The 19,052-nt window shown below is 64.0% G+C and carries 21 protein-coding genes; 5 read left to right on the top strand and 16 right to left on the bottom strand.

What is annotated here, in order from left to right; translation table 11 throughout:
• Positions 1–44: 44 nt before the first annotated feature.
• Complete coding sequence (locus ABLE86_RS06965) at positions 45–647, bottom strand: YqgE/AlgH family protein (protein ID WP_348778202.1); 603 nt, start codon at positions 645–647, stop codon at positions 45–47.
• Between the two features lie 149 nt (positions 648–796).
• On the opposite strand from ABLE86_RS06965, the gene ABLE86_RS06960 reads away from it, so the two are divergent.
• Entirely contained in the window at positions 797–1,603 is an 807-nt protein-coding gene (locus ABLE86_RS06960) for a protein-disulfide reductase DsbD domain-containing protein (protein ID WP_348778201.1), read from the top strand.
• Between the two features lie 105 nt (positions 1,604–1,708).
• A complete protein-coding gene (locus tag ABLE86_RS06955) occupies positions 1,709–2,191 on the top strand; it encodes a peroxiredoxin (protein ID WP_348778200.1) in 483 nt (160 codons plus the stop codon).
• A gap of 66 nt (positions 2,192–2,257) precedes the next feature.
• Here ABLE86_RS06955 and rnhA read toward each other — a convergent pair whose 3' ends face one another.
• The 11 genes from rnhA to coxB all read right to left on the bottom strand — a co-directional run bounded on the left by rnhA (position 2,258) and on the right by coxB (position 11,252).
• The gene (rnhA, locus tag ABLE86_RS06950; RefSeq protein WP_348778199.1) at positions 2,258–2,695 is read right to left on the bottom strand and encodes a ribonuclease HI; all 438 of its coding nucleotides are present in this window, start codon (positions 2,693–2,695) and stop codon (positions 2,258–2,260) included.
• Positions 2,692–3,654 (bottom strand): homoserine kinase, encoded by a 963-nt coding sequence (locus ABLE86_RS06945; RefSeq protein ID WP_348778198.1) that lies wholly within the window; start codon positions 3,652–3,654, stop codon positions 2,692–2,694. Before ABLE86_RS06945 ends, rnhA begins: the two co-directional genes overlap by 4 nt.
• Entirely contained in the window at positions 3,654–4,667 is a 1,014-nt protein-coding gene (gene ispH / locus ABLE86_RS06940; protein WP_348778197.1) for a 4-hydroxy-3-methylbut-2-enyl diphosphate reductase, read from the bottom strand. Before ispH ends, ABLE86_RS06945 begins: the two co-directional genes overlap by 1 nt.
• Positions 4,668–4,736: 69 nt before the next feature.
• Positions 4,737–5,498 carry an SURF1 family protein gene (locus tag ABLE86_RS06935; RefSeq protein ID WP_348778196.1) on the bottom strand — a complete coding sequence of 254 codons (762 nt, stop codon included), beginning with the start codon at positions 5,496–5,498 and terminating at the stop codon, positions 4,737–4,739.
• A complete protein-coding gene (locus ABLE86_RS06930) occupies positions 5,495–5,893 on the bottom strand; it encodes a DUF983 domain-containing protein (protein WP_348778195.1) in 399 nt (132 codons plus the stop codon). Before ABLE86_RS06930 ends, ABLE86_RS06935 begins: the two co-directional genes overlap by 4 nt.
• A 100-nt stretch (positions 5,894–5,993) precedes the next feature.
• Complete coding sequence (locus ABLE86_RS06925; RefSeq protein WP_348778194.1) at positions 5,994–6,878, bottom strand: cytochrome c oxidase subunit 3; 885 nt, start codon at positions 6,876–6,878, stop codon at positions 5,994–5,996.
• 1 nt (position 6,879) lies between these two features.
• On the bottom strand, positions 6,880–7,515 hold the full coding sequence (locus ABLE86_RS06920) for a cytochrome c oxidase assembly protein (protein ID WP_348778193.1): 636 nt from the start codon (positions 7,513–7,515) through the stop codon (positions 6,880–6,882).
• Between the two features lie 8 nt (positions 7,516–7,523).
• Positions 7,524–7,682 carry a hypothetical protein gene (locus tag ABLE86_RS06915; RefSeq protein ID WP_348778192.1) on the bottom strand — a complete coding sequence of 53 codons (159 nt, stop codon included), beginning with the start codon at positions 7,680–7,682 and terminating at the stop codon, positions 7,524–7,526.
• 2 nt (positions 7,683–7,684) lie between these two features.
• Positions 7,685–8,629: a heme o synthase gene (locus ABLE86_RS06910; RefSeq protein WP_348778191.1), complete on the bottom strand. Its 945-nt coding sequence runs from the start codon at positions 8,627–8,629 to the stop codon at positions 7,685–7,687.
• A 69-nt stretch (positions 8,630–8,698) separates the two neighbouring features.
• Positions 8,699–10,348: a cytochrome c oxidase subunit I gene (ctaD, locus tag ABLE86_RS06905; protein ID WP_348778190.1), complete on the bottom strand. Its 1,650-nt coding sequence runs from the start codon at positions 10,346–10,348 to the stop codon at positions 8,699–8,701.
• A 37-nt stretch (positions 10,349–10,385) separates the two neighbouring features.
• Positions 10,386–11,252, bottom strand: coding sequence for a cytochrome c oxidase subunit II (gene coxB, locus ABLE86_RS06900; RefSeq protein WP_348778189.1), 867 nt, complete (start codon positions 11,250–11,252; stop codon positions 10,386–10,388).
• 354 nt (positions 11,253–11,606) lie between these two features.
• On the opposite strand from coxB, the gene ABLE86_RS06895 reads away from it, so the two are divergent.
• The 3 genes from ABLE86_RS06895 (at position 11,607) to ABLE86_RS06885 (ending at position 14,458) form a co-directional block, all read left to right on the top strand.
• Entirely contained in the window at positions 11,607–12,164 is a 558-nt protein-coding gene (locus ABLE86_RS06895) for an invasion associated locus B family protein (RefSeq protein WP_348778188.1), read from the top strand.
• A gap of 138 nt (positions 12,165–12,302) precedes the next feature.
• Positions 12,303–13,715: a metalloprotease TldD gene (gene tldD / locus ABLE86_RS06890; protein ID WP_348778187.1), complete on the top strand. Its 1,413-nt coding sequence runs from the start codon at positions 12,303–12,305 to the stop codon at positions 13,713–13,715.
• Positions 13,716–13,717: 2 nt separating this feature from the next.
• Positions 13,718–14,458 (top strand): NAD-dependent deacylase, encoded by a 741-nt coding sequence (locus ABLE86_RS06885; RefSeq protein WP_348778186.1) that lies wholly within the window; start codon positions 13,718–13,720, stop codon positions 14,456–14,458.
• Position 14,459: 1 nt separating this feature from the next.
• Here ABLE86_RS06885 and ABLE86_RS06880 read toward each other — a convergent pair whose 3' ends face one another.
• The 4 genes from ABLE86_RS06880 to dxs all read right to left on the bottom strand — a co-directional run bounded on the left by ABLE86_RS06880 (position 14,460) and on the right by dxs (position 19,022).
• Entirely contained in the window at positions 14,460–15,701 is a 1,242-nt protein-coding gene (locus ABLE86_RS06880) for a class I SAM-dependent RNA methyltransferase (RefSeq protein WP_348778185.1), read from the bottom strand.
• Positions 15,698–16,459, bottom strand: coding sequence for a TlyA family RNA methyltransferase (locus ABLE86_RS06875; protein ID WP_348778184.1), 762 nt, complete (start codon positions 16,457–16,459; stop codon positions 15,698–15,700). The genes ABLE86_RS06880 and ABLE86_RS06875 overlap by 4 nt, the downstream gene beginning before the upstream one ends.
• Before the next feature lie 93 nt (positions 16,460–16,552).
• Entirely contained in the window at positions 16,553–16,813 is a 261-nt protein-coding gene (locus ABLE86_RS06870; RefSeq protein WP_348778183.1) for a hypothetical protein, read from the bottom strand.
• Positions 16,814–17,108: 295 nt separating this feature from the next.
• Positions 17,109–19,022 (bottom strand): 1-deoxy-D-xylulose-5-phosphate synthase, encoded by a 1,914-nt coding sequence (gene dxs / locus ABLE86_RS06865; RefSeq protein WP_348778182.1) that lies wholly within the window; start codon positions 19,020–19,022, stop codon positions 17,109–17,111.
• Positions 19,023–19,052: the final 30 nt, after the last annotated feature.

Raw genomic sequence — 19,052 nt, 5'->3', positions numbered from 1 at the left:
CATTCGTGCGGCCGGCGGTCACACAGCCTTGCCCGGGGTTGGCTTCAGGCGTGGCCGGCGTCGCTGCTCAGATGGGCGAGGTCCACCCCGAGCGAAGCCAGCAGCCGGTCGTATTTGCGGTCGATGTCGGCGTCGAACAGGAACTCCGGCTTGGCCGGGCAGGTCAGCCAGCCGTTCTGTGCGATCTCGTTTTCCAGTTGCCCGGCCCCCCAGCCGGCATAGCCCAGGGCCATCAGCGCCTGGCGCGGTCCGCGCCCGATCGAGATCGCACGCAAAATGTCCACGGTCGCCGTGAGGCAGACGCTGTCCGAGATCGGCAGCGAGGATTCGACCCGGTAGTCGTCGCTGTGAAGCACGAAGCCGCGGCTGCGGTCGACGGGGCCGCCATTGCGCACCACAATATCACGCGCCGGCGAAGGCAGGCGGATCGCCTCCTGCTCGTCCAATATGCCAAGCTGCACGAGCAGGTCGGGGAACAGCAGCTCCTGGCTTTGGTTGATAATGAGCCCCATGGCCCCCTCTTCCGAGTGGGCGCAGATATAGATCACGGAGCGCGCAAACCGCTCGTCCTTCATGCCCGGCATGGCAATCAGGAACTGGTCGTCGAGAAAGCCTCGGCTGGTCTTTTTCTGGTTCGGAATGTCCATTGGAAAAACCTAGTCCGTTTTCGCCACACTTGAAAGATACGAGTTGCGCGAACCGAGGCACGGGGATTCGCATGGCTTCACGCAAAAATGATATCGGCTACACCAGCCCTTGTGTTGCGAAACCCTCCCGGCCGGGGCAAACCGTAACCATGAAGCACGTCACAGCCGCAGCACTCGCTCTCGTTGCCGCCGCAGCGTGGAGCGGCCCCGCTTACTCGTCGTCCACCGAGTGGTTCGAGGCGCAGGGGGGCCGCATAAGGCTGGTCACCACCGGCATGCCGGATGCGCAAGGTCGCCTCAAGGGGGTACTCGACATCCATTTGAATCCCGGTTGGAAGACCTATTGGCGCGATCCCGGCGATGCCGGCGTGCCGCCATCGCTGAACATCAGCGGCAGCACCAATGTTTCCGGCGCTGAGGTCAGCTTTCCGGCGCCGCAGCGCCATGACGACGGCTATTCGCTCTGGGCCGGCTACGATCGCTCCATAGCCCTGCCGATCACGTTCCACATCGCCTCGCCGGACAAACCGGCAGTGATTTCCGCCGATGTGTTCCTCGGCATATGCGAGGCGATCTGCATCCCCGTTCACGCCAACTTCACGCTCGACCCGTCCAGCGCGCCCGACGATCTGGCCGACGCCACCAGCGTGGCAAGGGCCATCCAGGCCCTGCCGATGGCTGCGCGGTCCGACTTCGGAGCAACCATCGTCGGGCAAGACGACAAGACCCTGCTCGTGGCCGCTGACCTGCCTTTCGGAGCCTCCTCTGCCGAGCTCTTCCTGGCGGGCGACGACGGCTACGTCTTTGCAGCCCCCAAGCGCAACGAGAAGAACGGCAAGACCGTCTTCTCCGTGGAAGTGCTCGACCGTCCCGCCCTCAACCCCGCCGCCGGCGGCCTGCACTACACGCTGGTCACCGACCGGGGCGCGGTCAGCGGCATTCTCCCCTATCCTTGAGAGTTACCCACACGGCTCTGCCGATGCTGCCGGCTCCGTGATTGTCTCTCGAGCAATATGCCGTTACCCACAGATGGCGATCAATCACGATCAGGGAGTGCAAGCATGATCACCGTTGGCGACAAACTACCGGAAGCCACCTTCAAGACCGTCACCGCCGACGGCGCCAAGAGCCTCACCACCGCCGACATTTTCGGCGGCAAGAAGGTCGTGCTGTTCGGCGTGCCGGGCGCCTTTACCCCCACCTGCAGCAACAACCACCTGCCCGGCTATCTGGAAAACCACGACGCAATCATCGCGCGCGGCGTCGATACCATCGCTGTCGTGGCGGTGAACGATCACTTCGTTATGGACGCCTGGGCACGCGCCACCGAAAGCAATGGCAAGATCCTTTTCCTGGCCGATGGCAACGCCGATTTTGTGCGGGCGGCCGGCCTGGACCTGGATCTCAGCGCAGGCGGCCTCGGCACCCGCTCGAAGCGCTTTTCCATGATCGTGGAGGACGGCAAAGTGACCGCGCTCAATGTCGAGGATGCGCCGGGTCAAGCCGTCGAGTCGGGCGCTGCCAAGCTGCTCGAGCAGCTCTGACGGTTTCGGGCGCGCGTCGGTCCTTGCCGGTGCGCGCCTAGCCACCGTGCACCGCGGGGCACGTGGCTACTTCTTGAACGGCGCCATGCCCATGCGTGCCAGTTCGTCGGCGCGTTCGTTTTCCGGGTGGCCGGCATGGCCCTTCACCCAGTTCCAGGTCACCTTGTGGCGCCTGTTGGCCTCGTCCAGCGCCTGCCACAGCTCGCCATTCTTCACCGGCTTCTTGTCCGCCGTCTTCCAGCCGTTCTTCTTCCAGCCATGGATCCACTTGGAGATCCCGTCCATGACGTATTTGCTGTCTGTGTGAAGCTCCACCGTGCAGGGCTCCTTCAGCGCGTTCAGCGCCGAGATCGCCGCCAGCAATTCCATGCGATTGTTGGTGGTCTGGGCTTCGCCGCCGGAAAGCTCCTTGGTCACGCCGTTGAAGCGCAGGATCGCACCCCAGCCGCCGGGCCCCGGATTGCCCGAACAGGCGCCGTCCGTGAATATCTCGACCGTCTTCATTTCAGGCCGTACTCCGAAGCCGAGGTGATCTGCCGATGGAAGCGCACGCGGCGGATGAACTCCATAGGGTCGCGCTTCTGCACCAGTGCCCCGTCGGGTATCGTCAGCCAGTCGTAGAGCCTGGTCAGCATGAAGCGCAACGCAGAGCCGCGCGCCAGGATCGGCATCGCCGACTTTTCGGCTTCGCTCAGCGGCCGCGCGGACTGGTAGCCGGCCAGCAACGCCGTGCTCTTGGTCAGGTTGTAGGAATTGTCTTTCTCGAAGCACCAGGCGTTCAGGCAGGTCGCCAAGTCATAGGCATAGATATCGTTGCAGGCGAAATAGAAGTCGATCAGGCCCGACAGCCGGTCGCCCAGGAAAAACACATTGTCCGGGAACAGGTCGGCATGGATGATGCCCGATGGCAGGTCCTTCGGCCAGTTGCGTTCGAATTCGGCGAAGTCGCCATCGACCTCTTCCGCCAGGCCCGGCTCCACCTCGTCGGCGCGGTCGTGCGAGCCCGCCCACAGCTTGCGCCAGCCGGCAATGTCGAGCGCGTTGGGGCGCGACATGGGAAAGTCCATGCCGGCAACATGCAGGCTCGCCAGCGCCTTGCCCACCTCGCGGCAATGCGCCACCGTGGGCCGGCGCATCCACATCCCTTCCAGGAAAGTGATCACAGCGGCCGTGCGCCCGGCCAGCATGCCAGTCACGCTGCCGTCGCGGCGATGAACCGGCAGCGGGCAGGATATGCCCTTGCGCGCCAGGTGCTCCATCAGGCCAAGGAAGAACGGCAGGTCGGATTCGTCGACACGCTTCTCGTAAAGGGTCAGGATGTAGGACCCGCTGGTGGTGTGAAGCAGGAAGTTGGAATTCTCCGAGCCTTCCGCGATTCCCTTGTAGGAAAGCAGATCGCCTATCGAATAGTTTTGGAGAAAGGCCCCGAGTTCGCTCTCGGAAACGTCAGTATAGACCGCCATCACGCGTTCCCGTTCAGGAACGCCATGTCCGACGGCGCCAGTTCGACATCGCGCAATGCGCTCATGACCGGGAAATGCTCCGTTTCCGTTGCCGTCACCGCCAGCTCGACCGACACGTCGAACCGTTCGCGGAAGGCATTTATGATCTCGTCGACGACAATCTCCGGCGCGGAGGCCCCCGCCGACAGGCCCAGCGTCGAAATATGGGGAATGTCATCCCATGGAATCTCGGACGCACGCTGGACCAGAAGCGACATCTTGGCGCCGGCACGTTCGGCCACTTCCACGAGGCGCTTGGAATTGGACGAGTTGGGGGCTCCTACCACCAGGAACAGGTCGGCATCCGGTGCCGCCTGCTTCACCGCCTCCTGGCGGTTGGTGGTGGCGTAGCAGATCGATTCGGCTGCCGGCGCCTTGATGGACGGGAACTTCGTCTCCAGCGCGCGGATCAGGCCGGCAGTGTCTTCCACCGAAAGTGTCGTCTGGGTCACGAAGCCCAGCGCCTCTGGATCGGATGGCTCGAAGGCTGCCACATCGGCTTCAGTCTCGATCAGCGTCACCGAGCCTTCCGGCAACTGGCCCATCGTGCCGATGACCTCCGGATGTCCGGAATGGCCGATCAGCAGCACATGGCGGCCGAGGCGCTGGTGGCGCATGGCCTGCTTGTGCACCTTCGAAACCAGCGGGCAGGTGGCGTCGAGATAGAAAAGCTGACGCGCCTGCGCGTCCGCAGGCACCGACTTCGGCACGCCGTGCGCGGAAAACACCACCGGCGCGTCGCGATGCTCCGCCGGAATCTCATGCAGTTCCTCGATGAAGACCGCGCCGAGATTCTGCAGCCCCTCCACGACGAAGCGGTTGTGCACGATCTCATGGCGCACATAGACCGGCGCGCCATATTTCTTAAGAGCAAGCACCACGATGTGGATGGCGCGCTCAACGCCGGCACAGAAGCCCCGCGGCTGGCAAAGCAGGAGCGTCAGGGGCGGCTTGCTGGAGGAAATGTCAGGCATGATGTCCGGTCTGGTTCAACGATGTCGAAATGAGGTCTGCACCCTGCTTCTGTCAAGGGTGGCTGGCCGTCACGCCTGCCCGTCCCGGCGCGAGCGCCACAGCCACGCGCCCAGCACCCCGGCCAGCGCCGCCGCCAGGCCATACCAGGTCACGGCATATTGCAGGTGGTTGTTGGGCAGGTCGATGATCGTCACGCCGCCGATCGGCATTCCGCCCGGGTTGGGCGCCTTGTCGGCGTCGATGAAGAAGGGAAGCACCTTCGCCTGCGGCGGCAGCGCCGCCGTCGCCGTCATGGCGCCGAGGTCCTTCCAGTAGAAGATGTTCTTGGCGGTGTCGTTGTCCGGGATCAGCGCTGAAGGCTTCTCCGCCAGCGGGTTGCGGGCCAGGCCGTTCACTGTCACGGTGCCTGTCACCTGGCCCTCCGGCCTCGTAGCCGCATCCTTCATCTCATAGGGGACAAAACCCCGGTTGACGAACACGTAGCGCCCGTCTGCCAGCAGAAGGGGCGTGTAGACGAAGAAGCCCGAGCGGCCATCATGAGTGGCGAAGAAGTGCCTTTCGCCGTGATGCTGGAACTCGCCGCTCACCGTCACCGGCCAGTAGTCGATGTCGCCGGTCGACGCGAACTTCGCCTCGGCTTCGGCAAGCGGCAGCGGCGGCAAATGCACCCGCTCGGCGATGGTGGCGATCAAGCCTTCCTTCCACTGCAGCCGCTGAACCTGCCAGGTTCCGAGCCCGAGCAGCACCACGAGGCCGATAGCCCCCAGCACCAAAGCGGGCCAGCGTGCCGGCGCCTTGCGCCCGGATGAAAGATCGGCTTGCTTGCTCATCGCGGATGCTCCAGGCGCCCTTCGGCTGCCTTGTTGCGGTATTGCAGCGTGATCAGAATTCCCTTGATCAGCCGCAGCGCAGTCAGGCCGAGCGCCAGCGTCAGCGGTACCCATAGCAGGAAATGCACCCACAGCGGCGGATTGAGCGCAACCTCCATCCACAGCGCCAGCGCCACCACAATGAAGCCGATGATGAGGATGACGAACACGGCTGGACCGTCGCCGGCGTCAGCAAAGGAATAGTCCAACCGGCAACTGCCGCAGCGCGGCGCGACTGTCAGGAAGCCGGAGAAGAGCCTGCCTTCGCCGCAGCGCGGGCAGCACCCACGCAGGCCGGCGGAGAACGGCTCCACCGGCGGCCAGAGCGCCTGATCGTCGTGCTGGGGCTGCGTCATGTAGGATCTCCGTTTCGGCCACCGCGACGCGGGGGCCCGTCAAATGGAAAAGGCGGCCGTGTGGCCACGACCGCCTTTTCTTTTATCAAATCATTGCGCCTTAGTGGGCAATCGTCGCGCCAACCGACGCCCAGACGTAGATGCTGGCGAACAGGAACAGCCACACCACGTCAACGAAGTGCCAGTACCAGGCGGCAGCCTCAAGGCCGAAATGCTGCTTCGGCGTGAAGTCGCCGCGCATCGCACGCAGCAGGCACACCAGCAGGAAGATCGTGCCGATGATCACGTGGAAGCCATGGAAGCCCGTGGCCATGAAGAAGGTCGCGCCGTAGATCGAGTCGTGGAAGTTGAACGGCGCGTGCATGTATTCGTATGCCTGCACGAAGGTGAAGAGCACGCCAAGTCCAACCGTGATTGCCAGGCCGTTCACCAAACCCTTGCGGTCGTTGTGCAGCAGGGCGTGATGAGCCCAGGTAACGGCCGTGCCCGACAGCAGCAGGATGATGGTGTTGTAGAGCGGCAGGTGGAAAGGATCGAGAACCTCGATGCCCTTCGGCGGCCAGATGCCGCCGGTGTAGGCGGCGCGAGCGTATTGCTCGGTCTCGGCCGGGAACAGGCTGGCGTCGAAGAACGCCCAGAACCAGGCAACGAAGAACATCACCTCAGAGGCGATGAACATGATCATGCCATAGCGCAGGTGCAGCGAGACCACGCGGGTGTGGTGTCCCTCATGCGCTTCCTTCACCGTGTCCGACCACCACGCATACATGGTGTAGAGAACGATGAGCACGCCCACCGCAAAGACCCAGTACCTGGCATGTGCCAGGTCGAGGCCCAGGAACGGGAAGCTGCCCTGCTTCATGGCCTGCATCCAGGCGACGCCGCCAATGGCCATGACAAGAGCGCCGATGGAACCCAGCAGGGGCCACGGGCTAGGATCTATGATGTGATAGTCGTGTTGTGGTTTGGAATGCGCGTCAGCCATCTCAGCCCCCGAGGTTTCCGTCGGTGTTTTCGTTTGTCTTGAGGTATCCGGCCTGCGGCGCGTTGGCCATCGGCTTTGCCCCCTCAATCGGGAAGAAAGTGTAAGAAAGGGTGATCGTCTTCACGTCCTTCAGTTCCGGCACGTTGACGATGTCGGGATCGACGTAGAAGACCACCGGCATGTCCAGCGATTCGCCGGGCTTCAAGGTTGTGTCGGTGAAGCAGAAGCACTCCACCTTGTTGAAATATGCGCCTGCCAGTTCGGGCGTGACGTTGAAGGTCGCGCGGCCGGCGGTGGGCACATCGAAGCTGTTGGTTGCCGTGTAGTGCGCCTGCGCGGTCTCGCCGATCTTGATCGAGATCTCGCGCGCCACCGGCTTGAACGACCACGGCAGCCCGCCCGCCGTGTTGGCGTCGAAGCGGATGGTCACCTTCTGGTCCAGCACCCGGTCGGAATACTGTTCAACGCGCTGCGTCGTGCCGCCATAACCGGTCACGCGGCAGAACATCGAGTAAAGCGGCACGGCCGCATAGGACATGCCCACCATGCCGGCGATGAATGCCAGGCAGATGCCAGCGACCCGCTTGTTGGAGCTTTGCGTCTTCTGATCGGTTGTCGTCACGTTGTCACGGTTCATGGCGACCCTCAAAACGTACGGTCCAGAATCGCCGGACCAAACTTGATGATCGTTGCGACGTAGAAGATGACCACCAGAAGGGCAAGCCCGAGCCCGATCGCGATCGAACGGCTGCGGCGCGCCTTGCGCTGGCTTTCGGTGAGGGTGACCATTTCAGGTTCTGTCATGGCTATACTCCTGGCATCGCGAGCAAGCGCTCGACGATACTGTCCGCGAGATAGGCGGCGAAGATGCCGAACAAGTAGAGCAGCGAATAGCCGAACATCGCCTTGGCGGGCTTCATGGTCCGGTCGCTGTCAGGCATGAGCAGCACTTTCCAGGCATACCAGATGAAGCCGAGGCCGAGTGCTATCGACACCACACCGTAGGCCACGGACGTATAGCCGAGCAGCCAGGGCAGGACGCCCACGGGCGCGGTCAGAAGCGTATAGGCGAAGATCTGCCGGCGCGTGGAGGCAGCACCTGCCACGTTCGGCATCATCGGCACGCCGGCGCGGCTGTAGTCTTCCGACTTGAACAACGCCAGCGCCCAGAAGTGCGGCGGGGTCCACAGGAAGATGATCAGGAAAAGAATAACGCTTTCGAGGCTGATCGAGCCGGTTGCGGCCGCCCAGCCGACAATCGGCGGGAAGGCGCCGGCGGCGCCGCCGATGACGATGTTTTGCGGTGTCCAGCGCTTCAGCCAGATCGTGTAGACCACCGCATAGAAGAAGATGGTGAAGGCGAGCAGCGCGGCCGAAACCCAGTTGACCAGCACGCCCAGCGTCAACACCGACAAAACCGAGAGAATGACACCGAAGCCCAGCGCTTCGCCGGGGAGCACGCGGCCAGACGGCACCGGCCGCTTGGCAGTGCGCGTCATGACTGCGTCGATATCGGCGTCGTACCACATGTTCAGCGCGCCCGAGGCCCCTGCCCCGATCGCGATGGCCAGAATGGCGACGACGGCGATGAACGGATTTATGGACACCGGGGCGGCCATCAGGCCGACAAAGGCGGTGAACACGACGAGCGACATCACGCGCGGCTTCAGCAGCGCGATGAAATCGCCGGCCGTGGCTTCCGACATGCGGAAACCACCATCGTGCAACGTGCTCTTTTCAACCAGGGCCATACCAACCGGGTCCATTTCTGTTTGTCGAAACCGCCGGCGACCGGCGGCTTCGCGTTTGTCATGCGCTTCTTACTTGATGCGCGGCAGTTCTTCCCACTGGTGGAACGGCGGCGGCGAAGAAAGCTGCCATTCCAGCGTGGTCGCACCTTCGCCCCACGGATTGGCCCCGGCGACGCGCTTCTTGGCGAAAGCCTCGAAGACGCCGAACAGGAAGACCAGGAAGGCGAAGGCCGAGATATAGGAGCCGTAGGACGACACCTGGTTCCAGCCCGCGAACGCATCCGGATAGTCGATGTAGCGGCGCGGCATGCCGGCCAGACCGAGGAAGTGCTGCGGGAAGAAGATCAGGTTCACGCCGATGAACGTGATCCAGAAGTGGGTGTTGGCGATCACCGGCGAGTACATGTAGCCGGTCATCTTCGGGAACCAGTAGTACCAGGCCGCGAAGATGGCGAACACGGCACCCAGCGACAGCACGTAGTGGAAGTGCGCCACGACGTAGTAGGTGTCATGCAGCGAGCGGTCGAGGCCGGCATTGGCCAACTGCACGCCGGTCATGCCGCCGACGGTGAACATGAAGATGAAGCCGATCGACCACAGCATGGGCGCCTTGAAGGAGATCGAGCCGCCCCACATCGTGGCGATCCACGAGAAGATCTTCACGCCGGTCGGCACCGCAATCACCATCGTGGCGAACACGAAGTAGCGCTGCGTGTCGAGCGACAGGCCGGTGGTGTACATGTGGTGAGCCCACACGATGAAGCCGACCGCGCCGATCGCGACCATGGCGTAGGCCATGCCCAGGTAGCCGAAGATCGGCTTGCGCGAGAAGGTCGCGATGATGTGGCTGACGATGCCGAAGCCCGGCAGGATCAGAATGTAGACTTCCGGGTGACCGAAGAACCAGAACAGATGCTGGTACAGGATCGGGTCGCCGCCGCCTTCCGGAGAGAAGAACGCGGTGCCGAAGTTGCGGTCGGTCAGCAGCATGGTGATGCCACCAGCCAGAACCGGCAGCGACAGCAGCAGCAGGAACGCGGTGATCAGCACGGCCCAGGCAAACAGCGGCATCTTGTGCAGCGTCATGCCGGGAGCGCGCATGTTGAAGATGGTGGTGATGAAGTTGATCGCACCAAGGATCGACGAAGCGCCGGCGATGTGAACCGAAAGGATCGCCAGGTCCATCGCGGGGCCGGGCTGGCCGGAGGTCGCGAAGGGCGGATACATCGTCCAGCCGCCGCCGACGCCCCATCCGCCGGCCGGGCCGGGGACGAAGAACGACATCAAGAGCAGGATGAAGGCAGGAACCAGCAGCCAGAACGAGATGTTGTTCATGCGCGGGAACGCCATGTCCGGCGCACCGATCATGATCGGAACCATCCAGTTGGCGAAGCCACCGATCAGCGCGGGCATCACCATGAAGAAGATCATGATGAGGCCGTGCATGGTGGTGAACACATTGAACATGTGCTTGCCGGAGTCGATCGCGGCATCTCCCTCGACGCCATAGACCATCGACGCGAGGCCGTGGAAAATCTGGATACCCGGCTCGGCCAGCTCCCAGCGGATCATCACCGACATGAAGCCGCCGATGATGCCGGCGAAGATCGCGAAGATCAGGTAGAGGGTGCCGATGTCTTTATGGTTGGTCGAATACAACCAGCGAACCAAGCCACGCGGCTTGTGATCGTGGATGTCGTGAACTGCAGCGCCTGCCATGTTCCGCTCCATTCCTAATTTCTATTCGGACGCAGCATCAATTGCCGGCGGCCGCCACCTTTGCAGTGGATTCAATCTCAGCCATCAGCGCCTTGTTGGCACCGCTCAAATCGGTCTTGGCCTGCGCAGCCCAGGCCTCGTATTGCTTGTCCGAAACGACGCGCACGGCGATCGGCATAAAGGCGTGGTCCTTGCCGCAAAGCTCGGAGCACTGGCCGTAATACAGGCCTTCCTTCTTCGCCTTGAACCAGATCTCGTTGATACGACCCGGCACGGCGTCCGTCTTCACGCCGAAGGCCGGCATGGCGAAGGCATGGATGACGTCGCTGGCGGTCACGAGAACGCGAACCATCGTGTCGACAGGCACGACGATCTCGTTGTCGACCGCGAGAAGACGCGGATAGACGGCCAGATCCTCCTTGCCTTCCGCTGCGCGGTCGGCGTCTGCCAGCATTGCGGAGTTGAAGGAGAAGGGTTCTTCAGTCTGATACTCGTAGTCCCAGTTCCACTGGTTGCCGGTCGCCTTGACCGTGACCTTGGCTTCCTCAGCCGGCGAATACTGCGCGGTCAGAAGCTGGAACGAGGGAACAGCGATGAACAGCAGAGCGACAACCGGCCCGACGGTCCAGATGACCTCGATCAGCGTATTGTGGCTCGTGCGCGACGGAACCGGGTTCGCCGCGGCACGGAAACGCAGGATGCAGTACAACAGCAGCACCAGCACCAAGAGCGTGATCGGCACAATGAACCACAGGGTGTACTGCTCAAACCACGCGATCTGCTCCATGATACCCGTGGCGGCAGGCTGGAACCCGGTCTGCCAAGGCGTCGGCTGCGCCGCGTAAGCCGCGGCGGTGGCGAAAAAAGCTGCCGCGGCGCCAGCACTTGCAAGAATTTTTTTCATCGCCCTCTTTGTCTCCCAATTTCGTGCTTACGTCCGCACGAATGATAAAGCGCATCGGGACGGGGAATCCCGATGGTCCTAAAGTGGGTTCAAACCATACTCTCTTTCCGATCGCAAGAAAGGAGCACAAGAACCCGTGCGGCATTTTTGCGCGCAAGGGCGTGGAAGTCCCCGCTTCCAAGACTTGTTCACAGCCTTTATGCTGGCCCTTCGGAAAGTACCGCCCTTTCCCCCTCCCTCAGCCAACTGGCTGCAAAGACGCCCGAAACGGCGCAATTGGTTGGTTCGGCCATCCTGTTGCCGTATAGTTTTAGTTGTCACGCTCGGTGTCGTGCGATTCGCAATGGAGCCATCATGATCCCTCGCCTTTCGGGAAACTTGGCGAAGTTCTTTCTGTTTGCCACGCTCGCTGGCTTCGCCTTGCCTGCAAGTGCCCAGGAACAGCCGGCCGAGCAGCCTCAGGCAAAGCCTTCCCAGCCGCAGGGCGGTTCGGTGCGTTCCACCCATGGCGCATGGTCGATCATCTGCGACACGCCGGCCGGCGCCACCGCCGAGCAATGCGTGATGATGCAGAACGTCATCGCCGAGGACCGGCCGGAAATCGGCCTTTCCGTGGTGGTGCTGCGCACGGCCGACAACAAGGCCGAAATCCTGCGCGTCCTGGCGCCGCTCGGTGTCCTGCTGCCCAACGGCCTCGGCCTCAATATCGATGGCAAGGACATTGGCCGCGCCTATTTCGTGCGCTGCTTCGGCGACGGCTGCTATGCCGAGGTCATCCTTGAAAAGCCGCTCCTCGACACGCTGAAGACCGGCACCTCGGCCACCTTCATCGTCTTCCAGACGCCTGAAGAAGGCGTCGGCATCCCGGTCGACCTCAAGGGCTTTGGCGAAGGATTTGCCGCGCTGCCGTGATTGCGGCGACAGGTCCGGCAGCATGAGGGGCGCAAATCGCGCCCCTTTTTCATTGAACCGGCAATTCGCATTGCCGAAAGCCATCGGCGCGCCTACATCGTGGGTCGACTGCCATCTCGCAAGCGAGGCGAACGCGCCATGAACAGCCTTCTCGGCCACTTCGACATCTCCGAAGATCAGATCCGCCGCATTGTTGGCGAAACCATTGGCGGCACGGACGACGGCGAGCTGTTTCTCGAATACCGCGAGAGCGAGTCGCTGATGTTCGACAATGGCCGCCTGAAGACCGCCAATTTCAACACCGACCAGGGTTTCGGCCTTCGCGCGGTTGCCGGCGAGGCCACCGGCTACGCCCATTCCAGCGAATTGTCCGAAGCATCGCTGCGCCGCGCGGCCGACGCCGTTTCGGCGGTCAAGGGTGGCTATTCCGGCACGCTTGCCGCGGCGCCCGCCCGCACCAACCGGCATCTCTATGGTGAGGAGAACCCGATCCCCTCGCCCAGCTTCGAGGCCAAGGCCAAGCTTCTGCAGGAGATCGACGCCTGGCTGCGCGCCAAGGACCCGCGTGTGCGTCAGGTCACCGCCGCCCTCACCTCTTCCTGGCAGCATGTCGAGATCATGCGCGCCGACGGCCAGATGGTGCGCGATGTGCGCCCGCTGGTGCGCATGAACGTCTCCGTCGTGGTTGGCGAAGGCGACCGCCAGGAAACCGGCTCCTACGGCATGGGCGGCCGCAAGGGCTTTGGCGAATTCCTGGCCGAGGACAGCTGGCAGTTCGCCGCCGACGAGGCGCTGCGCCAGGCGCTGGTCAACCTTCGCGCCGTCCCTGCCCCCGCCGGCACGTTCGACATCGTGCTGTCCAGCGGCTGGCCGGGCGTGATGCTGCATGAAGCAGTCGGCCACGGGCTGGAAGGCGACTTCAACCGCAAGAAGACCTCCGCCTTCGCCGGCCTGATGGGCCAGCAGGTGGCGGCCAAGGGCGTCACCGTGGTCGATGACGGCACCATCGCCGAGCGCCGCGGCTCCATCACCGTCGACGACGAAGGCACGCCCAGCGCCCGCAACGTCCTGATCGAGGACGGCAAGCTGGTCGGCTACATGCAGGACCGCCAGAACGCGCGCCTGATGGGAGTAGCCGCCACCGGCAACGGCCGGCGCGAATCCTACGCCCACCAGCCCATGCCGCGCATGACCAACACCTACATGACCGGCGGCGACATGCCCCCCGAAGAGATCATCGCCTCGGTGAAGAACGGCATCTACGCCGTGTCCTTCGGCGGCGGCCAGGTCGACATCACCTCTGGAAAATTCGTGTTCGGCTGCACCGAGGCCTACATGATCGAGGACGGCAAGGTCACCCAGCCGATCAAGGGCGCCATGCTTATCGGCAACGGTCCGGACGCCATGCACCGCATCGCCATGGTCGGCAACGACATGAAGCTCGACCCCGGCATCGGCATGTGCGGCAAGAACGGCCAGGGCGTTCCGGTCGGCGTCGGCCAGCCGCATTTGCGCATGAACCAGATGACCGTCGGCGGAACGCGGGCCTGATCTTGTCGTTCGAGCGGATCGTCATCCTCACCGGAGCCGGCGTCTCCGCCGAATCCGGTATTGACACCTTCCGCGACAGCGGCGGCATCTGGTCCAAGGTCGATTATCGCGACGTGGCGACGCCCGAAGGATTTGCCCGCAACCCGGCCAAGGTCCACGACTTCTACAACCAGCGCCGGCGTGGCCTGCTGCGCGTTCAGCCGAACGCAGCGCACAGGGCGCTGGCGCGCCTCGAAGCCGTTTTCGGCGGCTCGTTCCTCCTGGTCACGCAGAACATCGACGACCTGCACGAGAGCGCCGGCTCGCGCAAGCTTGCGCATATGCATGGCGAGATCAACACCGCGCTGTGCGAGGCCTGCGGCGCCCGCAGCCGCTGGTCCGGCGACATGACGATCAATTCGCAATGTCCGCACTGCAGCACCGTCGGCCGCATGCGCGTCGACGTCGTCTGGTTCGGCGAGATGCCCTACCACATGGACAGGATCGAAGCCGCGCTCGCCAGATGCGACCTGTTCGTCTCCATCGGCACCAGCGGCAATGTCTACCCGGCAGCCGGCTTCGTCGAGCAGGCGAACGCAGCCGGCGCACATACGGTCGAGCTCAATCTCGAACCTTCAGAGGGCCATTCGAGCTTCAGCGACGCGATCTATGGCCGAGCGACCGAAATCGTGCCCGAATTCGTTCGCCGATTGCTCGCGGCCGAAGTGGACGCCGCCTTCGAACGGATCGTCCCGCTGCCTTAGCTCACCGCCGCTTGCGCGGCTTCTCCAGCAATGCCACCGCCTCGACATGCGGCGACCACAGGAACTGGTCCACCGGCGTCACGCTCGTCAGCTTATAGCCGCCGTCGACCAGGATGCGCAGGTCGCGCCCCAGCGTCGCGGGGTTGCAGGACACGGCCGCCACCAGCGGAACGTCCGATTTCGCGATCTGCTTGCACTGGTCCTCCGCGCCGGCGCGCGGCGGGTCGAATGCCAGGCCATCATAGGCGCCAAGCTCCTTGAAGGTCAGCGGGCGGCGAAACAGGTCGCGCTTTTCAATCACTACCCGCTTCAGCCCGCTGCCGAAGCGGAACCCGCGATCGAGCGCGGCAAGTGCTGCCGCATCGCCCTCCACCGCATGCACCTCCGATTTTGCAGCCAGCCGCAAGGCGAAGGCCCCTGCCCCGGCAAACAGGTCGACCACCTTCTTCGCCTTCTTCAGGTGCCCGCACACCAGCTCCGCCATCACCGCCTCTGCCGAGGCCACTGCCTGCAGGAAGCCGCCGGGCGGCGGCGCTACCGAAACATCACCAAACGACACCGCCGGCTTCTTCGGCTCCACTATGATTTCGCCATCAACCGAAACCCGGGCCAGCCCCTCGCGAATGGCAAAGGCGGAGATTGCCCTGCGGGCCTTGTCCTCCAGCTTGCCGGCATCCTGCGCCGCCACGTCGAGGCCGGAGTCGGTATGCGTGACGGTCAGGTGGAAGGCCTGCTGCGTGTGGCAGATCAGGGTAGCCAGCTGCCGAAGCATCTGAAGCGCCGCTTCTATCTGCGGCTCGACGATCGGGCATTCTTCGATGTCGATGATGTGATGCGAATAGGCACGGTTGTAGCCCAGGAGCATGCCGGCCTCGGTGCGGCGCACCGAAAAGGTGGCGCGCCGTCGCGAATGCGGCGCGCAGGGCACGGTCGCCGCCACCTCGACGTCCAGGCCGCGGCTCTTCAGCGCCTGCACGATCTTGCCGCGCTTCCAGTCCAGATAGGCCTGTTGCTCCAGATGCTGCAACGCGCAGCCGCCGCATTCGGTGAAGTGACGGCAAGGCGGTTCGACGCGCAGCGGAGACTCCTCCAGCACAGCCATCAGCGTGCCGCGGTCCTTCTCGCGGGCGGCCGTCACCGTCTCGCCGGGCAGCGCGAAGGGAATGAAGAGCGGGCCCTCAGGCGTGTCGGCGACGCCGTCGCCCTGCGCGCCGAGGCGTGCGATCTGGAATCGTGTGCTCATGCCTTCACTCCGGCCAGCAGGAATTCGCGGTTGCCGTCACCGCCTTCGATCGGCGATGGGCACAGGCCCAGCGCCTTCCATCCGGCTTGGCTGCCCAGCCAATCGGCAAGCGCCTCGGCCACGACCGGCCCATCCGCCGGATTCTTCAAGATACCGCCCTTGCCGATCGCCTCGCGGCCGGCCTCGAACTGCGGCTTCACCAGGAAAATACCATGTGCGCCGGGCCGCGCCAGCGCCAGCGCCGGCGGCAAGGCAAGCTTCAGCGAAATGAAGCTGACATCGGAAACGATCAGGTCGAGCGGGCGGCCTTCCATCGCGTCGGCGGTGAGGTCGCGCGCGTTCAGCCCCTCCACGCAGCTTACGCGCGGATCGGCCTTCAGGCTCTCATGCATCTGGCCGTGGCCGACATCGATTGCGGTCACATGCGCCGCCCCCCGCTCCAGCAGCACCTGCGTGAAACCGCCGGTCGAGGCGCCGATGTCGAGCGCGTTGCAGCCGCGCGGATCGATGCCGAAATGCTCGAGGCCGGCAATCAGCTTCAGCGCCGCGCGCGAGACATAGGCCTGCGCCGGGTCCGCCACCGTGATGGCGGCCGCGTCGGAGACGGCCTGCCCTGCCTTGGTCGCGACCACCCCGTCCACGCTCACCGTGCCGCGCTCCACCGCATCGCGCGCCCGCGAGCGGCTGGCGAAGAACCCGCGGCTCACCAGCGCCTCGTCGAGGCGCCGGCGTGTGTCCTGTTGTTGTCCGGCTTTCATCGGCTTTCATTGGCGAAAGCCGTGGCGGAAGGCAAGCGCGGTGAACTGTCGATCCTCAGAAGGCGATGATGACGCGCGAGACCTTGCGCTCGGTTATCGGCAGCCTGCCATCGGCAAAGCGGCGCCTGAGTTCGGCTCGCGTGGTTTCCAGAAAACTGTGGTTGCCGGCGGAATCATCCGGAAGCACGACGAATTCCGGCTTGCGGCGGAAGGCAAACTGCCCCGGAGGTCGCCCATCCTGCCGGCGACGATCTCCATCACCGCCCGTTCCAGCATCACGTCGTAGCGCGTTTCGGCGGCCGCCGGTGTCATCAATGCGGCAAGCAGCGCCGCGCCCGCCAGAAGAATTTTCATGAAGCTCCCCCTGCCTGGCGGGACAATCGCATATGGCACGACTTACCCCCACTCCGCCTCGCTTCGCTCGGCACCTCTCCCCCTCAAAAGGGGAGAGGAAGGGTGCCAGTTCGCGGACGGCGTTTCCTCTCCCCCGTCGAGCGGGGGAGAGGTGGTTTGCGAAGCAAACCGGAGTGGGGGTCGAATGCTATGGGCGATAGCCCTGCCCTCCTTGGGGAGAGCTCTAGCGACAGGCCGCTAAGAATCGGCCAAGAGAAAGGTAAGCAAATGGCCAAACACCAGCGTAAACAGCTGGTTAGGCCGATACAGAGCGCACCGAGCGGCCAAGTGCTGCAAAGACCGTGCGCACGATGCCGGCTGTATCAAGCCCGGCGTCGGCATACATCTTCTCGGGCTTGGCGTGGTCGGTGAATTCGTCCGGCAGAACCAGCGGGCGCACCTTCAGGCCGGCATCGAGCAGGCCTTCCTTGGCGAGGAAATGCAGCACATGGCTGGCGAAGCCGCCGATCGAGCCTTCCTCCACCGTTAGCAGCACCTCGTGCGAGGTGGCGAGCCGGCGAACAAGATCCTCGTCCAGCGGCTTGGCGAAGCGGGCGTCGGCCACGGTGGTCGAAAGCCCTGCCGCGGTCAGTTCCTCGGCCGCCAGCAGGCAGTCCTGCAGGCGCGTGCCGAAGGACAGCAGCGCCACCTTGGTGCCCTCGCGAAGAATACGGCCCTTGCCGATTTCCAGCACCTGGCCGCGCTCCGGCATCTCCACGCCCACGCCGTTGCCACGCGGATAGCGGAACGCGATCGGGCCTTCGTCATAAGCGGCGGCAGTGCGCACCATGTGGCGCAGTTCCGCCTCGTCGGCGGCGGCCATCACCACGAAGTCCGGCAGCGAGGCAAGATAGGCGGTGTCGAAGGCGCCGCAATGGGTCGGTCCATCGGCTCCGACGAAGCCCGCACGGTCGATGGGGAAGCGCACCGGCAGCTTCTGGATCGCCACGTCGTGCACCACCTGGTCATAGGCGCGCTGCAGGAAGGTCGAATAGATCGCCGCGAATGGCTTCAGCCCCTCGGTGGCGAGGCCGGCCGCGAAGGTCACGGCGTGCTGTTCGGCAATGCCGACATCGAAGGTGCGGGCCGGGAAAACTTCGCCGAACAGGTCGAGGCCGGTGCCGGAAGGCATGGCAGCGGTGATGGCGACGATCTTCTCGTCCTCGCGTGCTTCCTGAATCAGGCTCTGCGCAAAAACCTTGGTGTAGCTCGGCGCATTGGCCGGCGCCTTGGCCTGCGCGCCGGTGATGACGTCGAACTTGTTGACGCCGTGATACTTGTCGGCGGCGGCCTCGGCCGGACCGTAGCCCTTGCCCTTCTGCGTCACGACATGGATGAGCACCGGCCCGTCGCCATTGTCGCGCACGTTTTTCAGCACCGGGATCAGGTGCTCCAGATTGTGCCCGTCGATGGGGCCGATGTGGAAGAAGCCCAGTTCCTCGAACAGGGTGCCGCCGGTCACATAGCCGCGTGCGTGCTCCACTGCGCGGGTGATGGCGCGGTCGACGCGGGCGCCGAGATAGGAGGTCAGCTTCTTGCCAAGATCGCGGATGCCCTGATAGGCGCGCCCCGAGCCGAGACGCGCCAGATAGGCACTCATTGCGCCGGTCGGCGGCGCAATCGACATGTCGTTGTCGTTTAGGATGACGATCATGCGCGAGTTCAGCGCGCCGGCATTGTTCATCGCCTCATAGGCCATGCCCGCCGACATGGCGCCGTCGCCGATCACGGCAATCACGTTGTTCTTGCGCCCCTCCAGGTCGCGTGCCACGGCCATGCCGAGGCCGGCCGAGATCGAGGTCGACGAGTGGCCCGTGCCGAAGGTGTCGTATTCGCTCTCGGCGCGCTTGGTGAAGCCCGACAGCCCGTCCTCCTGGCGCAGCGTGCGGATGCGGTCGCGGCGCCCGGTCAGGATCTTGTGCGGATAGGCCTGGTGGCCAACGTCCCAGATGATGCGGTCGTCCGGCGTATCGAACACATAGTGCAGCGCCACCGTGAGCTCGACCACGCCAAGGCCGGCGCCGAGATGCCCGCCGGTGTGCGACACGGCGTCGATCAGCTCGGCGCGCAGTTCGGAAGCCAGTTGCGGCAGATCGCTTTCGGGCAACCGCTTGAGGTCCGCAGGAATGCGCACCGTATCCAGCAGCGGCGTTTTGGGCGGCAAGGTCACGGGATTCAGCCTGTCTAATCGATCAATATC

This window comes from Mesorhizobium sp. KR2-14, from assembly GCF_040049255.1.
In the GTDB taxonomy this organism is placed as follows: Bacteria; Pseudomonadota; Alphaproteobacteria; order Rhizobiales; family Rhizobiaceae; genus Pseudaminobacter.
The sequence above is the reverse complement of the archived record's forward strand: the minus strand, read 5'-3'. Positions and strand labels throughout refer to the sequence as shown.

What these genes read in the sequence shown, in the direction of transcription:
- ABLE86_RS06965 (WP_348778202.1), bottom strand. Translation starts at nt 647, where the DNA reads ATGGACATTCCGAACCAGAAAAAGACCAGCCGAGGCTTTCTCGACGAC.
- ABLE86_RS06960 (WP_348778201.1), top strand. Translation starts at nt 797, where the DNA reads ATGAAGCACGTCACAGCCGCAGCACTCGCTCTCGTTGCCGCCGCAGCG.
- ABLE86_RS06955 (WP_348778200.1), top strand. Translation starts at nt 1,709, where the DNA reads ATGATCACCGTTGGCGACAAACTACCGGAAGCCACCTTCAAGACCGTC.
- rnhA (WP_348778199.1), bottom strand. Translation starts at nt 2,695, where the DNA reads ATGAAGACGGTCGAGATATTCACGGACGGCGCCTGTTCGGGCAATCCG.
- ABLE86_RS06945 (WP_348778198.1), bottom strand. Translation starts at nt 3,654, where the DNA reads ATGGCGGTCTATACTGACGTTTCCGAGAGCGAACTCGGGGCCTTTCTC.
- ispH (WP_348778197.1), bottom strand. Translation starts at nt 4,667, where the DNA reads ATGCCTGACATTTCCTCCAGCAAGCCGCCCCTGACGCTCCTGCTTTGC.
- ABLE86_RS06935 (WP_348778196.1), bottom strand. Translation starts at nt 5,498, where the DNA reads ATGAGCAAGCAAGCCGATCTTTCATCCGGGCGCAAGGCGCCGGCACGC.
- ABLE86_RS06930 (WP_348778195.1), bottom strand. Translation starts at nt 5,893, where the DNA reads ATGACGCAGCCCCAGCACGACGATCAGGCGCTCTGGCCGCCGGTGGAG.
- ABLE86_RS06925 (WP_348778194.1), bottom strand. Translation starts at nt 6,878, where the DNA reads ATGGCTGACGCGCATTCCAAACCACAACACGACTATCACATCATAGAT.
- ABLE86_RS06920 (WP_348778193.1), bottom strand. Translation starts at nt 7,515, where the DNA reads ATGAACCGTGACAACGTGACGACAACCGATCAGAAGACGCAAAGCTCC.
- ABLE86_RS06915 (WP_348778192.1), bottom strand. Translation starts at nt 7,682, where the DNA reads ATGACAGAACCTGAAATGGTCACCCTCACCGAAAGCCAGCGCAAGGCG.
- ABLE86_RS06910 (WP_348778191.1), bottom strand. Translation starts at nt 8,629, where the DNA reads ATGGCCCTGGTTGAAAAGAGCACGTTGCACGATGGTGGTTTCCGCATG.
- ctaD (WP_348778190.1), bottom strand. Translation starts at nt 10,348, where the DNA reads ATGGCAGGCGCTGCAGTTCACGACATCCACGATCACAAGCCGCGTGGC.
- coxB (WP_348778189.1), bottom strand. Translation starts at nt 11,252, where the DNA reads ATGAAAAAAATTCTTGCAAGTGCTGGCGCCGCGGCAGCTTTTTTCGCC.
- ABLE86_RS06895 (WP_348778188.1), top strand. Translation starts at nt 11,607, where the DNA reads ATGATCCCTCGCCTTTCGGGAAACTTGGCGAAGTTCTTTCTGTTTGCC.
- tldD (WP_348778187.1), top strand. Translation starts at nt 12,303, where the DNA reads ATGAACAGCCTTCTCGGCCACTTCGACATCTCCGAAGATCAGATCCGC.
- ABLE86_RS06880 (WP_348778185.1), bottom strand. Translation starts at nt 15,701, where the DNA reads ATGAGCACACGATTCCAGATCGCACGCCTCGGCGCGCAGGGCGACGGC.
- ABLE86_RS06875 (WP_348778184.1), bottom strand. Translation starts at nt 16,459, where the DNA reads ATGAAAGCCGGACAACAACAGGACACACGCCGGCGCCTCGACGAGGCG.
- ABLE86_RS06870 (WP_348778183.1), bottom strand. Translation starts at nt 16,813, where the DNA reads ATGAAAATTCTTCTGGCGGGCGCGGCGCTGCTTGCCGCATTGATGACA.